At 62.9% G+C, this 14,064-nt stretch carries 10 protein-coding genes and 1 tRNA gene; 7 read left to right on the top strand and 4 right to left on the bottom strand.

Going from position 1 to position 14,064, the window contains the following annotated elements; genetic code table 11:
* Positions 1-81 precede the first annotated feature (81 nt).
* The 3 genes from glnL (at position 82) to M0D67_RS02375 (ending at position 5,258) form a co-directional block, all read left to right on the top strand.
* The gene (glnL, locus tag M0D67_RS02385; RefSeq protein ID WP_154566140.1) at positions 82-1,224 is read left to right on the top strand and encodes a nitrogen regulation protein NR(II); all 1,143 of its coding nucleotides are present in this window, start codon (positions 82-84) and stop codon (positions 1,222-1,224) included.
* A 33-nt stretch (positions 1,225-1,257) separates the two neighbouring features.
* Positions 1,258-2,775 carry a nitrogen regulation protein NR(I) gene (gene ntrC, locus M0D67_RS02380; RefSeq protein WP_154566141.1) on the top strand — a complete coding sequence of 506 codons (1,518 nt, stop codon included), beginning with the start codon at positions 1,258-1,260 and terminating at the stop codon, positions 2,773-2,775.
* Positions 2,776-2,984: 209 nt separating this feature from the next.
* Positions 2,985-5,258 carry a prolyl oligopeptidase family protein gene (locus M0D67_RS02375; protein ID WP_266237092.1) on the top strand — a complete coding sequence of 758 codons (2,274 nt, stop codon included), beginning with the start codon at positions 2,985-2,987 and terminating at the stop codon, positions 5,256-5,258.
* A 68-nt stretch (positions 5,259-5,326) separates the two neighbouring features.
* Here M0D67_RS02375 and xth read toward each other — a convergent pair whose 3' ends face one another.
* Positions 5,327-6,103 carry an exodeoxyribonuclease III gene (gene xth / locus M0D67_RS02370; protein ID WP_154566143.1) on the bottom strand — a complete coding sequence of 259 codons (777 nt, stop codon included), beginning with the start codon at positions 6,101-6,103 and terminating at the stop codon, positions 5,327-5,329.
* A gap of 257 nt (positions 6,104-6,360) precedes the next feature.
* Between xth and M0D67_RS02365 the strand changes: the two genes are divergently transcribed.
* Positions 6,361-6,648, top strand: a complete 288-nt coding sequence (locus tag M0D67_RS02365) for a hypothetical protein (RefSeq protein WP_154566144.1) — start codon at positions 6,361-6,363, stop codon at positions 6,646-6,648.
* A gap of 127 nt (positions 6,649-6,775) precedes the next feature.
* Positions 6,776-6,852 (top strand) — tRNA-Met (locus M0D67_RS02360).
* Positions 6,853-6,944: 92 nt separating this feature from the next.
* Here the strand turns inward: M0D67_RS02360 and M0D67_RS02355 are convergent.
* Positions 6,945-7,643 (bottom strand): aspartate/glutamate racemase family protein, encoded by a 699-nt coding sequence (locus tag M0D67_RS02355; RefSeq protein WP_266237090.1) that lies wholly within the window; start codon positions 7,641-7,643, stop codon positions 6,945-6,947.
* 214 nt (positions 7,644-7,857) lie between these two features.
* Between M0D67_RS02355 and M0D67_RS02350 the strand changes: the two genes are divergently transcribed.
* Entirely contained in the window at positions 7,858-9,159 is a 1,302-nt protein-coding gene (locus M0D67_RS02350; protein WP_154566146.1) for an amidohydrolase family protein, read from the top strand.
* Positions 9,160-9,346: 187 nt separating this feature from the next.
* Here M0D67_RS02350 and M0D67_RS02345 read toward each other — a convergent pair whose 3' ends face one another.
* On the bottom strand, positions 9,347-11,455 hold the full coding sequence (locus M0D67_RS02345; RefSeq protein ID WP_171925463.1) for a M3 family metallopeptidase: 2,109 nt from the start codon (positions 11,453-11,455) through the stop codon (positions 9,347-9,349).
* Between the two features lie 332 nt (positions 11,456-11,787).
* Here M0D67_RS02345 and M0D67_RS02340 point away from each other — a divergent pair, with 332 nt between their 5' ends.
* Positions 11,788-12,888 (top strand): acyltransferase, encoded by a 1,101-nt coding sequence (locus M0D67_RS02340; RefSeq protein ID WP_154566148.1) that lies wholly within the window; start codon positions 11,788-11,790, stop codon positions 12,886-12,888.
* A 112-nt stretch (positions 12,889-13,000) separates the two neighbouring features.
* Here the strand turns inward: M0D67_RS02340 and folD are convergent, their stop codons facing one another.
* A complete protein-coding gene (folD, locus tag M0D67_RS02335; RefSeq protein ID WP_154566149.1) occupies positions 13,001-13,861 on the bottom strand; it encodes a bifunctional methylenetetrahydrofolate dehydrogenase/methenyltetrahydrofolate cyclohydrolase FolD in 861 nt (286 codons plus the stop codon).
* Positions 13,862-14,064: the final 203 nt, after the last annotated feature.

Raw genomic sequence — 14,064 nt, 5'->3', positions numbered from 1 at the left:
GGGGCAATGAAGTAGCGCATCAGGCAGGACAATAAGCGGTACACCTGATTGATCACCATCTCCTATCGGCCAGACTGCAAGATGGTTCTGAAGAATCTGATGAAGGCAAGGAAAGGGCACGAGCAGACGCTGTCGGACGACGCTCAGCTTGTGGGTTCCGGTTTGCTGCCGGGCTTCGAGGCATTGCCGACGGTCGTGCTGGTGCTGGAGAAACGCACGTTGCGCGTGGTGTTTGCGAACCCGTCGGCGGAGTCGATGCTGGAGCTCTCGCGCAAGCAATTGACGCAGATGGCGTGGCCGGACATCTTCTCGAATGCGGACGAACTGCTCGCCACCATTTCGGCGATCGCCGCCCACCGTTTTCACGCGACGCATCTGGACGCCGTACTCGAGCGTCCGGGCCACGAGCCGCTGCATGTGCATGCGATCGTCGGCTTTCTGGAGAGCGTGCAAGACTACGTGCTGCTCGAACTGTTCGAGAACGAGCGGCATATCCGCACCGACCGCGAGGAACGCATCAACGACCTCACGGCGGTCAACAAACAACTGATCCGCAATCTCGCGCACGAGATCAAGAACCCGCTCGGCGGGATTCGCGGCGCGGCGCAACTGCTCGAATTCGAACTCGGCGAGCGTCAGCGCGACGAGTTGCGCGAGTACACGCAGGTCATCATCAAGGAATCGGACCGGCTGCAAACGCTGGTCGATCGCCTGCTGGAGCCACACCGTCATCCGCATATCGTCGGCGACGTGAATATTCATGAAGTGTGCGAGCGCGTGCGCCAGGTGATTCTCGCGGAGTTTCCGCGCGGTCTGACGATCGAGCGCGATTACGACGTGAGCGTGCCGGACCTGCGCGGCGACAAGGAGCAACTGATCCAGGCGTTGCTGAACATCGTGCGCAACGCTGCCGAAGCCTTGCGCGAACGCATCTCGCAAGGCGATGCGCGCATCGAATTGCGCACTCGCATTGCGCGCAAGATCACCGTGTCGAAACGTTTATGTAAGCTGGCACTGGACTTGCATATCACTGACAACGGGCCAGGCATTCCCGAAGAAATCCGTGACCGCATTTTCTATCCGCTCGTGTCGGGGCGCGAGGACGGCAGCGGTCTCGGCCTGACGCTCGCACAGACTTTCGTGCAACAGCACGACGGGCTGATCGAAGTGGAAAGCCGGCCGGGCCACACCGAGTTTCAGATTCTGCTGCCGCTCGACTGCTAAACATATGTATCTCAAGACTTCTGAACGACCTATATGAAGCCGATCTGGATAGTAGACGACGATCAATCGATTCGCTGGGTGCTTGAAAAAGCGCTCGCCCGCGAAAACTTCGCGACACGCAGCTTCGCGAACGTGCGCGAGGCATCGGCCGCGCTCGATCACGACAGCCCGCAGGTGCTGGTGTCCGACATCAGGATGCCTGGCGGCTCCGGCCTCGAATTGCTGCAAACCGTCCGCGACAAGGTGCCGGGCCTGCCCGTCATCATCATGACGGCGTTCTCGGACCTGGACAGTGCGGTCGCCGCATTCCAGGGCGGGGCATTCGAATACCTCGCCAAACCGTTCGACGTCGACAAGGCAGTCGAGCTGATCCGTCGCGCGGTGGACGAAAGCATGCGCGGCGAACAGACGTGGGACGACCGCGTTGCCGATGCACCGGAAATGCTCGGCCAGGCGCCGGCGATGCAGGACATGTTTCGCGCGATCGGCCGGCTGTCGCATTCCGCGGCCACCGTGCTCATTACCGGCGAATCAGGCACCGGAAAGGAACTGGTCGCGCGTGCGTTGCACCGACATAGCCCACGCGCGAACGGTCCCTTCATCGCGCTTAACACGGCGGCAATTCCGAAGGATCTGTTGGAATCCGAATTGTTCGGTCATGAGCGCGGAGCATTTACCGGCGCGCAGGCCATGCGCCAGGGGCGCTTCGAGCAGGCCGAGAACGGCACGCTGTTTCTCGATGAAATCGGCGACATGCCGTTCGATCTGCAGACGCGCCTGTTGCGGGTGCTGTCGGACGGGCAGTTCTATCGCGTCGGTGGTCACAATCCGTTGCGCGCCAATGTGCGCGTGATCGCCGCGACGCATCAGAACCTCGAATCGCGCGTGCGTCAGGGCTTGTTCCGCGAGGATTTGTATCACCGGCTCAATGTGATCCGCTTGCGTTTGCCGGCCTTGCGCGAGCGTAGCGAAGATATTCCGCTGCTTACGCGCCACTTCCTGCAAAAGAGTGCGCGCGATCTGGGCGTGGAGCCTAAGCGTGTGTCGGAAGAGGCGCTCGCTTATCTGGCATCGCTGCCGTTTCCGGGCAACGTGCGTCAACTGGAGAATCTTGCCAACTGGCTCACGGTGATGGCGCCGGCGCAGACCATCGAGATCAAGGACTTGCCGCCCGATCTGGGCCCCACGCAAGTCGGCGTGGCCGATCTCGCGGGCGGTGGCAACGGCGTGATCGGTGCGGGTGAAGCAGGGCTCGCCGGCGGCGCGCCGATCAACGGCATCAGCGCGGCCACTCATCCGGCCAGCGCTGCCGGCATGCCTGTCGCGACCACCGTCGCCGCCTGGGAAGGCGGCTTGCGCACCGAAGTCGCGCGGATGTTGCGCGAGAATGCGGCCGACGTCATGGATGAACTCGCGCGCCGCTTCGAAGCGGCGGTGATTCGCGAGGCGCTGGATTTCACGCGCGGACGCAAGGTAGAGGCGGCGGAGCGGCTCGGCATTGGCCGCAATACGATTACGCGCAAGATTCAGGAGCTCAATCTCGAGCCCTGAGGTTTGCGCGGTTAGCCGGGGCGGTTTGTCAGCCGCCCCGGCAGTTGTTACTTAGGCTGCCCCGTTAGGTCGGCTCCTGGGCAATCCCGCAGGCACCGCCGCATGGACAGCTTCGTCGGCTGTACCGTCAGCCGCTCCGGCGCGCAGCGTCAAAGGCTCTCCGGCTCCCGCAAGGCATAATCGACGCTGTTTTCATTCGACAGCCGACGATGCCCGCTTCTCCCGCTCTTTTCTCCTGGCCGCTTTCTTCCGATCCCTTTCTGTCGCTCGAAGCGCTCGACGACCCTGACGCGCTCGCGTGGGTCGAATCGCAGAACGCCCGCACGCGTGCCGCGTGGTGCAGCAGCGCGGAATTCGAGTCGCTCAAACAGCGGCTTGCCGACGCTTATCTGCCGCGCGAGCGTCCGGTCGTCCCCGATCGCTGGAAGGAGTGGGCCTACGATCTGTGGCAGGACGAGCGCAATCCCAAAGGCATCTGGCGGCGCACGACGTGGGCGGCCTGGCGCAGTGGCGCACCCGTCTGGCAGAACCTGCTCGACTTCGACGCGCTTGGTGCAGCCGAAGGCACGCCATGGGTCTGCGCCGAACTCGACATTCTTTATCCGGATGGCGATCGCGCGCTGGTCACGCTGTCGCCGGGAGGCTCGGATGCGCTGGTGGTACGCGAGTTCGACATTGACGCGCGACGGTTTGTCGACGACGGCTTCGTGATTGCGAAGGGCGGCAAGCACACGGCCTCGTGGATCGATCGGGACACGCTTTATGTCGGCTGGGACAACGGCCGCAAGACGCTGACGCGCTCTGGCTATCCGCGCGAAGTGCGGCGTTGGACGCGAGGGAGCGCACTGACCGACGCGCCGGTGGTCTTCAAAGGGGCGTTTGGCGACATCGGTGTGGAGGCTCACTACGATCCGATCGAGCGGCGCCACACGGTGGTGAGCAGCGTCGATTTCTTCGATTCGTATACGTACTACCTCGATGGCACCGATGGCGCTGCGGACGCGACCCATGCCGCCGGTGTGACCCACGCGGCCAATGAGCGCAATCCCGCTGATGCGGTTAATGCAGGCAGCGTTACCAATAGCGCGAGCGCCTGGCTGCAGTACGACGTGCCGTCGCACGTCGCGGTCGGCGGCTGGCAAGGCTGGCTGCTGCTCGAGCCGCGCCTCGATTGGGACTGCAATGGCGTGCGCTATCCGGGCGGCGCGTTACTGGCGATCCGCGAAGCCGCATTCTTGCGTGGCGAGCGTGACGTGGTGCCGCTTTTCACACCGACATCGCAAACCTCCGCCTGCGAGTGGACACACACGCGCAATCACCTGATCGTGTCGTACCTGGAAGATGTGCAGAGCAAGACCTTGCTGTGGACCCCGTCGCAAGCGGCCGATCAAGCCTGGCAATGGCATCAACGCCTCTTTCCGTCGCGTGACGATGTGCAAGCCGACGTCTCACCGATCGAGCCGACGCTGAACGATGAAGTGTTTGTCGATACCGACGACTATTTGCAACCGCCTGCGTACTGGCTCACCGATCTTGCCCAGAATGACCTGACCGATTGGACGTTGCTCGACCGCTGGCCGACTCAGTTCGATGCGGCGCCGTTCGCGGTGACGCGTGGGCACGCGGTGTCCGCGGACGGCACGCGGGTGCCGTACACCGTGATCGGACCGCGGGTTGCGCAACAAACTGCGCAAGAGCAGACGACGCAGACCGCGCAGCAGACGCGCGATCAAGTGTACGAGCGGACGCATGAGCAAACGGACGAGCAAGCGCAGGAGCAAGCGCGCCCCTGCTTGCTCAACGGTTACGGCGGCTTCGCGATTCCGTTGCTGCCAGGTTATCTGACCGGGCCGGGCATCGGCTGGCTCGAGCGGGGTGGCGTGTACGTCGTGGCGCATATTCGCGGTGGCGGCGAGTTCGGTACGCAGTGGCATACGGCGGCGCAGGGCGAGCATCGGCAGCGCTCGTTCGACGATTTCATCGCGGTGGCCGAGGCGCTCATCAGCACAGGCGTGACCAGCGCCGCGCAACTCGGCATTCAGGGGGGCAGCAACGGCGGCCTGCTGGTCGCGGCGAGCATGGTGCAGCGACCCGAATTATTCGGCGCCGTGGTGTGCGAGGTGCCGCTGCTCGACATGAGCCGCTATCACCTGCTGCACGCGGGCGCGTCATGGATCGATGAATACGGCGATCCGGACGAACCCGACGCAGCACGCGTGCTGGCGGCTTACTCGCCCTATCATCGCGTGAGTGCGGACGTGGCGTATCCGCCGGTGCTGTTCACCACGTCGACTGCTGACGATCGTGTGCACCCCGGACACGCGCGCAAGATGGCCGCGCGCATGCAGGCGCTGGGCGCAGTGAAGGTCTGGTATCGGGAGAACACGGAAGGGGGCCACGGCGGCTCCGATGAGCTGGAGCAGGCCGGGCATGATGCGATGGTGTTCGAGTTCTTGTGGCGCTGTTTGAACGGGCCGGCGTAGGCTTTTGAAACAGAGGCCGGCTGCCGCTCCGCTCTGATCTTGCTGAGGCCCCGCTTGGGGCCGCGCGTTCAGTCGATCTGGGCGACCACCGGCGCGTGGTCCGACGGTTGCTCCCATTTGCGCGGCACCTTGTCGACATCGCAGGCCGAGCACGCTTCTGCAAGCGCTTTCGACAGCAGAATATGGTCGATACGCATCCCCGCGTTACGGCGGAACGCCATCATCCGGTAGTCCCACCACGAATAGATTTTCTCCGGCTGCTCGAACTGACGGAACGCATCGATGAGACCAAGTTCGACCAGCCGCACGAACTCGGCGCGCTCTTCGGGCGACACCAGATTCTGGCCTTCCCATGCTTTCGGATCGTGCACGTCGCGATCTTCCGGCGCGATGTTGTAGTCGCCGAGCAGCGCGAGTTTCGGATACACCGCCATTTCGCTCGCGATCCAGTCGTGCAGGGCGGAGAGCCAGCTCAGCTTGTAGGCGAATTTGTCGGTGCCCGGCGCCTGGCCGTTCGGGAAGTATGCGGAGATGATGCGCACGCCCTCGACGGTCGCGGCGATCACGCGTTGCTGCGGGTCCTCGAAGCCGGGGATATTGCGCACGATGCTGCTTTCGTCGACGTTCAGGCCTTCGCGCACGAGGATGCCGACGCCGTTATAGGTCTTCTGGCCCGCGAACCAGCTCCGGTAACCTTTTGCTTCGAGTTCGGCGCGAGGGAATTTGTCGTCGGTCAGCTTCAATTCCTGAAGGCACAGCACGTCCGCGTGACTGGTTTCGAGCCAGTCGGTGACGTGCTGCAGGCGGACTTTGAGGGAGTTGACGTTCCAGGTGGCGATTTTCATAAAGTTCTCACATTCTTGCTGGGCAAGGCTTTGTGGGGCACTGACCCCGCGTTCCGCTTTGTTTTTGCTTCAGCGACGACCCGTCTGGCGACCCGGATTCGGATTGGCAGGATCGGGGCGATTCCGATAGTCCCGCATCTTATCGCGCGAGGCGAGCGACGGTGAAAATTGCCCCGGCGGCCGTCGAAAATAAAAGCCCGACGCCGTCATGCCGCGGCGTATAGTGGGATCACCTTTACGCGCATCGGGAATGCATCATGGCCCAACTATATCCAGCCCTTTATAAGGACTTCGAAGTGCATCCGCTGGTGTTTTCGCGGCAGTTCGACAAGTTCGACGGTCACAAGCGTCATGCCGAAGGTTACGACGTGGCGGTACGTGTATGCCGGCCGGGCGCGATCAGCGGCTCGAAGGCAAGCCGCGTGTTTCGTCTGGTGCTGCCGTCCACGTTCTCCGATTTCGGCGTGGCGAAACGCAGCGCGAGCCAGTACGGCGCGGACATCATCGACGGCAAAGTGGACGGCGCGACGGTCGAGGATCTCTGAGTCGCCTGCTCATGCGCCGCATTCACTTGCTGCACGAGTGTGGACACGCGACGGGCACCTCATTTGAAATTATTTGATCCGATTGTTTGACGTCTCGCGAACGGCCCTATATACTCTTTTTCTCTGACGCGGGGTGGAGCAGTCTGGCAGCTCGTCGGGCTCATAACCCGAAGGTCGTAGGTTCAAATCCTACCCCCGCAACCAAGCATTGTTGAAAGCCCGCTAGCGCAAGCTACGCGGGCTTTTTAACTTCTGCCGTCTGCTCTCATGCGTGCATGCGCCACGCGCGCTTGCATTCACTCCGACTCGATCGCCCAGTCCACCGCCGCTTGCGCATGCAATGCGGTCGTGTCGAACACGGGTAGCGCCGAATCTTCCGGCTTGATCAGCAAGGTGATTTCCGTACAGCCGAGAATCACCGCCTGCGCACCCCGCGCGGCAAGTGCTTCGATCACACGTTGATATACCGCACGCGAGGCGTCATTCACTTTGCCGTGGCACAGTTCGTCGTAGATGATGCGGTGCACATCCGCGCGTTCGGCTTCATCGGGAATCAGCGTCTCGAGGTCGTAGCGTTCGCGTAAGCGCCCTGTGTAAAACGTCTGCTCCATCGTATAGCGCGTACCCAGTAAGCCCACCCGCGTGATTCCTGCGGCGCGCAGCGCGTTGCCGGTCGGATCGGCGATGTGCAGGAAGGGCACGCCGATCGCCTGTTCGATCGATTCATACACGCGATGCATGGTGTTGGTCGCCAGTATCACCAGGTCGGCGCCGCCGCGTTCGAGTTGGCGTGCGGCGTCGGCCAGCTGATCGCCGAGCGCGGTCCAGTTGCCGGCGCGCTGGTTGGCCTCGATCGGCGCGAAATCGACCGTCAGCATCAGGCTGCGGGCGTTGTGGTGGCCGCCGAGGCGCGCCTTGGCGCGGCGGTTCAGGAGCCTGTAGTACTCGGTGGACGACTCCCAACTCATTCCGCCGATCACGCCGATGGTTTTCATGGTCTTGCTCCGTTGGTGGATGATGCAGGCGGTTGCGTGTCGAATGCCGGGCATCGAACGTGTGGAAAGTCGAGTATAGGCGGGCGTTGTCATTCGTAGCCGGTACGGATTGCTTTCCGCCCGCCGGTACGGCGTCTTGCTAAAACGCCGGCACGCAATTTCTGACGCCGATAGAATCGCAATCAGTCAAAGAGCGGTCAACAGGGAGCGAATCATGGATCTAATCATCCGCCGAGCGATGCTGCCGCCGGGCGCCACATCACAGCACAAGCAGCACAAACAGCCGGTCGACATCGGCATCGAAGCGGGCCGTATCGTCGCCGTCGAACCGAATCTGGCCGCGAGCGCGCACGAAGAAATAGACGCCGCCGGGTCACTCGTCACGCCGCCATTCGTCGATCCGCATTTCCACATGGACGCGACGCTGTCGTACGGTCTGCCGCGCGTGAACGCGTCGGGCACTTTGCTGGAAGGCATCGCGCTGTGGGGCGAACTGAAGCCGGACCTCACGCAGGAGGCGCTGATCGAGCGCGCGCTGCAGTACTGCGATTGGGCTGTCGCGCGCGGTCTGCTGGCGATTCGCAGCCACGTGGATGTGTGCGATCCGCGCTTGCTCGCGGTCGAGGCGCTGCTCGAAGTGAAGCGTCGCGTCGCGCCTTATCTCGATCTGCAACTGGTCGCGTTTCCGCAGGACGGCGTCTTGCGCAGCGCCGGCGCATTCGAGAATCTCAAGCGTGCGATTGCGATGGGCGTCGACGTGGTCGGCGGGATTCCGCATTTCGAACGCACGATGGCCGACGGCGCGCAGTCCGTGCGCATGTTGTGCGAGTTCGCGGCGGAGCAGGGCTTGCGCGTCGATATGCATTGCGACGAATCGGACGATCCGATGTCGCGCCATATCGAAACGCTCGCAGCCGAAACGCACCGGCTCGGCTTGCATGGGCGCGTCGCCGGTTCGCACCTGACTTCGATGCATTCGATGGACAACTACTACGTCAGCAAGCTCTTACCACTGATGCGCGAGTCGGGCGTCGCGGCGATCGCCAATCCGTTGATCAACATCACGCTGCAGGGTCGCAGCGACACGTATCCGAAACGGCGCGGCATGACACGTGTGCCGGAGATGATGGCAGCGGGCATCAACGTCGCGTTCGGCCACGACTGCGTGATGGATCCGTGGTACAGCCTCGGCTCGGGCGACATGCTAGAAGTTGCGCACATGGGTTTGCATGTTGCGCAGATGACGGGCGTCGACGGTATGCATGCGTGTTTCGACGCGGTCACGGTGAATGCCGCGCGTATTCTCGGACTGGAAGGCTACGGCGTCACGCCGGGTTGCGCGGCGAATCTCGTGCTGCTCGACGCACGCGACCCGGTCGAAGCGATCCGCTTGCGCGCCGCGCGGCTCGCGGTGGTGAGTCGCGGCAAGGTGGTGAGCCGCGCGCCTGCTGCGCGCGCGGCGTTGTCGCTGGAAGGGCGTCCTGCCGAGGTGGATTTCAAATTGCATCGCGGTTAGCCGCCGTGCACCGTTCGCGACATACGCGCGAATGGAAAATGCAGGTGCTTGCTCATGAAAAAACACCCCGCATCGTTGGACGGGTATCCAACGATGCGGGGTGCAGTTCAATCACCGGATTTTTAGCCGATGTCGGCGTTTATCTACAACGCCGCCGAATGCTTCAACGCAAGATTCAATGCCAGATTCAATGCGTCGGGGCAGGCGTCATGCCATTGTGACGTAGCAGCGCATCGATACTCGGCTCGCGGCCGCGGAACGCCTTGAACGATTCCATCGCGGGACGGCTGCCGCCCACTTCCAGAATCTCCTGGCGATAACGCATGCCGGTTGCCTGATCGAGCACGCTGCCGCTCGCGGCTTGTGCGGCTTCTTCGAACGCCGCATACGCATCGGCGGACAGCACTTCAGCCCACTTGTAGCTGTAGTAGCCCGCCGCATAACCGCCCGCGAAAATATGGCTGAACGTATTCGGCCAACGCGAGAACGAAGCTTGCGGCACGACGTGGAAACGCTCGTTGATCTCGCTCGCGAGTTCGGTGGCGTTCTTCGTGCCGGACGCATCGAAACCGGTGTGCAGTTGCATGTCGAACATCGAGAACACGATCTGGCGCAGCGTACCTAGACCGCTCTGGAAATTCTTCGCTGCGAGCATCTTGTCGAACAGATCACGCGGCAGTGGCTTGGCGGTGTCGACGTGTGAGGTCATGTCGCTCAATACGTCCCACTCCCAGCAGAAGTTCTCCATGAATTGCGACGGCAGTTCGACCGCGTCCCACTCGACGCCGTTGATGCCCGACACGCCCAGTTCATCCACACGCGTGAGCATGTGATGCAACCCGTGGCCGAACTCGTGGAACAGCGTGATCACTTCATCATGCGTGAAGCAGGCGGGCTTGCCGCCGACCGGCGCCGAGAAGTTGCAGGTCAGATACGCCACCGGCGTTTGCACGCTGCCGTGCGTGTGCTTGTGACGGCCACGCGCATCGTCCATCCATGCGCCGCCGCGTTTGCCTTCGCGTGCATACAGATCGAGATAGAACTGGGCGACGAGGCCGCCGTCCTGATTCTCGACGCGGAAAAAGCGCACGTCCGGATGCCACACGGCTGCTTCGTCGCGACGGATGCGCACGCCGAACAGCGTTTCGGTGACCTTGAAGAGGCCCTTGAAGACGGTGTCTTCCGGGAAGTACTGTTTGACTTCATTCTCGGAGAACGAATAGCGCTTCTGACGCAGACGTTCAGCGGCAAACGTCATATCCCACGGCTGCAGGTCGGCCATGCCGAGTTCGTTCGCTGCAAATTCGCGCAGTTCCTTCCAGTCCTGTTCAGCGTGCGGGCGCGCGCGCGTGGCGAGGTCTTCGAGGAAGGCCATGACTTGCGCCGGCGACTCGGCCATCTTTGGCGCGAGCGAGACTTCGGCGAAGTTGTTGTAGCCGAGCATGTGCGCTTCTTCGGCGCGCAGCTTCAACTGATCGGCGAGCACGGCCGTGTTGTCCCATTCCGGCTTGCCGTTGCCGTATTCCGGACCGAGTTCCGACGCGCGCGTCACATACGCGCGGTATATCGTTTCGCGCATCGCGCGATTTTCCGAGTACTGCATGATCGGGAAATACGACGGGAAGTGCAGCGTGAATTTGTAACCGGTTTTGCCCTCGCGTTCGGCTGCTTCCTTCGCGGCTTCGATCACGTCTTCGGGCAGGCCGGCCAGTTGCGCTTCATCGCCGGCTTCGACGAGATAGGCGTAAGCGTTCGTTGCGTCGAGCACGTGATCCGAAAACGCTTTCGACAACCCCGCCTGCTTTTCCTGCAATTCGGCGAAATGCGGCTTCTGGTCTTCCGGCAATTCCGCGCCCGAGAGGCGGAAATCGCGCAGCGCATTGCCGAGGATCTTCTTGCGCTCGCCGGTCAGCGACGAAAAATCGCTGCTGGCGTGCAGTGCCTTGTACTTCTCATAGAGCGCGAGATTCTGGCCGACGCTCGACCAGAACTCGGTGACGCGCGGCAGATTCTCGCCGTACACGGCGCGCAGTTCCGGCGTATCCGCCACGGCGTTCAGATGGCCGACCACGCCCCAGGCGCGCGACAGCGGTTCGGTTGCGCGTTCGACCGGCTCGACCACATCGGCCCAAGACGCGGGCGTAATGGGCTGGGCGGCGCGTTCGACCGCGGCGGCCGCATCGGTGAGCAGGATATCGAGGGCGGGTGTGACGTGTTCGGGGCGGATTTCGCCAAAGCGCGGCAGGTCGGAGAAATCGAGGAGCGGATTGTCGTGCTTCGAGGGGGTAGTGGACATAAGGCTTCCTGTCTGACGCGGGTGAACGGGTAATCGGTGCATCGACGGGCGCGCGATGGCGCCCCAATGACACTCCATAGGGACATTATTGGGGCAGGGCGCGCCGATTCCAATCCGTCGGTAGACAAATTATCAGATGTCGCGTGACTGTGCCCGGAGGAGCGAATCCGGAATGCGGTTCAGACGGTGGCAATGCGCTAGCTGGTTGCCGCTGCTTGAACCGCTCCCGCTGTGCCGCGACGCTCTGTGGGAAAGCGAACGGTGCAAATTGCTGCCATGCCGCATTCTGGCGTGTCTGCACCCGTTAGTGACGCTTTCTGTAAGAGGTATCGATGAACCCGCTTTCGCACGCTCTATCGCGCAACGGTAACAACTTCGATCTCGTGCGGCTCCTTGCCGCCATCGCCGTGGTGTATGGCCATTCGTATCTGCTGCAGGCACCCGACGGCACGACGGATTGGGTCCAGAATGCGCTCGGCTTCGATGGTTTCGGCGCACTCGGCGTCTATGCGTTTTTTCTGCTGAGCGGCATGCTGGTGACCGCCAGTTTCGACCGGCAACGTTCGGTGCCTCGTTTCGCCGCGTTGCGCATCGCGCGCCTGTGGCCGGCGGTGGCGGGCGGCTCGCTGGTGACGGTGTTCATCCTCGGGCCGCTGTTGACGACGCTGCCGCTGCGCGACTATTTCGCCTCCGGCATGACGTGGGCCAACCTCGACAACTTTTCCACCATCGTGCTGAAAACCGGCTGGGCGCTGCCTGGCGTGTTTGAACACAACCGCTTTCCCGTCGACGTCTGCGCGCCGCTGTGGACGTTGCCGCTCGAAGTGCGCTGCTATCTGATCGTGATGGTGACCGGCATGCTGGGGTTGCTGTCTAGCGCGCGCGGCGTGGCGCTGGCGGCGGCGCTCGGGTGCGCTGCCTTCGTTCTGCGCGTGCATCTGCCGCATCTGCAGATCGGCCTGCGCGACTTCAGCGAAACGCCCGGCGGCTATTCGTTCTGGCCGGAACCGTTTTTCATGCTGGGAATGCTGCTGTACGGCTGGCGCGAACGGCTCGATATCAACGGCCTGACCGCGCTCGCGCTGGCGATGGTGTTTCTGGTGTTCCGCGACACGGCGGGCGCTCAACCGCTGTTCTATCTGGCTTTCGCATACGGCGTGCTGTGGGTGGGCGCGACGCCGCTCCTGCGGCGCTTCGTGCCGCGTCACGACTACTCGTATGGGATTTATCTGTACGGCTTCATGGTGCAGCAATGCGTCGCGAATATCGCGCCGCAGTTGAGCCATGTGACGGCGGTGCTGATCGCCGCGCCGTTCATCGTGCTGTGCGCGGCGCTGTCGTGGCACTTCGTTGAGCGGCCGGTGCTGAGGTGGTGCCGCGAGCGTCTTGCGCGCCGGTCAACGACGCTTGGCGCGGGGATAGCGACGCGGTGAGTGTCCTGTTTGGCGCCGATGTCTGCCACCGGCACTTGCTGCCCTGGTTTGACGCCGGAGTTTGAAGGTTTGCATGCCGGCGAAATCACTTCGCCGGCATGAGCCATCAGCGTTACGCCTTTGCTGCCGCTTCGCGCTCGGCGGCTTCGATCGTGTTGACCAGCAGCATCGTGATGGTCATCGGACCGACGCCGCCCGGCACCGGCGTGATGTAGCCGGCCACTTCCTTGACGCCTGCGAAATCGACGTCGCCGCACAGCTTGCCGGCTTCGTCGCGATTCATGCCGACGTCGATCACAGCCGCACCCGGTTTCACCATGTCTGCCGTGAGAATGTTGCGCAGGCCCGTGGCGGCGACCACCACGTCGGCGTTGCGGGTGTGGGCAGCCAGATCGCGCGTCTTGCTATGGCAGATCGTGACGGTCGCGCCCGCTTCGAGCAGCAGCAGCGCCATCGGCTTGCCGACGATGTTCGAGCGGCCGATCACCACCGCATTCGCGCCTTGCAGCGGAATCTCGTAGGCCGCCAGCATTTTCATCACGCCGTACGGCGTGCACGGGCGGAACAGCGGGCGGCCGGTCATCAGCGCGCCGGCGTTGGCAACGTGAAAACCGTCGACATCTTTTTCCGGGGCGATCGCCTCGATCACCTTGTGGCTGTCGATATGCGGCGGCAACGGAAGTTGCACCAGAATGCCGTGAATCCGCGGATCGTGGTTCAGTTCGTCGATGCGTGCCAGCAGTTCGGCTTCCGGCAGATCGGCCGGATAGCGGTCGAACGACGAACCGAGGCCGTTGTCATTACACGCCTTGACCTTGTTGCGCACATAGACTTCGCTCGCTGGATTGTCGCCGACCAGCACCACGGCGAGGCCCGGCTGATGCCCGCGGGCGGTGAGGGCTGCGGCGCGCGTGGCGACTTCGGCGCGCAGGGACTTGGAAAGGGCTAGGCCGTCGATCAGTTTGGCAGTCATGGTCGGTCGAGATGGGCGGTTTGGAAAGCGGAGCAGGGCGCAGGCGCGCGTGCGCGGCACGTGCGATGGCGCTTTTCACCGGAAACGGGTCGGCACGTGAAAAGCGTGCGGCGCGAATCAGAGATAAGCAGCGCTGCAAAGTCCGACATTATACCGGCCCGGCATGGCGTGCCATGTACGGATTCCGGGTGAGCGGGCGCGCC

Source organism: Paraburkholderia sp. SECH4, from assembly GCF_030511745.1.
GTDB lineage: Bacteria > Pseudomonadota > Gammaproteobacteria > Burkholderiales > Burkholderiaceae > Paraburkholderia > Paraburkholderia madseniana.
The sequence above is the reverse complement of the archived record's forward strand: the minus strand, read 5'-3'. Positions and strand labels throughout refer to the sequence as shown.

Excerpts from the sequence above, each read along its gene's own strand:
- ntrC (WP_154566141.1), top strand. The coding sequence starts at position 1,258 with ATGAAGCCGATCTGGATAGTAGACGACGATCAATCGATTCGCTGGGTG.
- folD (WP_154566149.1), bottom strand. The coding sequence starts at position 13,861 with ATGACTGCCAAACTGATCGACGGCCTAGCCCTTTCCAAGTCCCTGCGC.
- M0D67_RS02350 (WP_154566146.1), top strand. The coding sequence starts at position 7,858 with ATGGATCTAATCATCCGCCGAGCGATGCTGCCGCCGGGCGCCACATCA.
- M0D67_RS02345 (WP_171925463.1), bottom strand. The coding sequence starts at position 11,455 with ATGTCCACTACCCCCTCGAAGCACGACAATCCGCTCCTCGATTTCTCC.
- M0D67_RS02365 (WP_154566144.1), top strand. The coding sequence starts at position 6,361 with ATGGCCCAACTATATCCAGCCCTTTATAAGGACTTCGAAGTGCATCCG.
- M0D67_RS02355 (WP_266237090.1), bottom strand. The coding sequence starts at position 7,643 with ATGAAAACCATCGGCGTGATCGGCGGAATGAGTTGGGAGTCGTCCACC.
- M0D67_RS02340 (WP_154566148.1), top strand. The coding sequence starts at position 11,788 with ATGAACCCGCTTTCGCACGCTCTATCGCGCAACGGTAACAACTTCGAT.
- glnL (WP_154566140.1), top strand. The coding sequence starts at position 82 with ATGGTTCTGAAGAATCTGATGAAGGCAAGGAAAGGGCACGAGCAGACG.
- M0D67_RS02375 (WP_266237092.1), top strand. The coding sequence starts at position 2,985 with ATGCCCGCTTCTCCCGCTCTTTTCTCCTGGCCGCTTTCTTCCGATCCC.
- xth (WP_154566143.1), bottom strand. The coding sequence starts at position 6,103 with ATGAAAATCGCCACCTGGAACGTCAACTCCCTCAAAGTCCGCCTGCAG.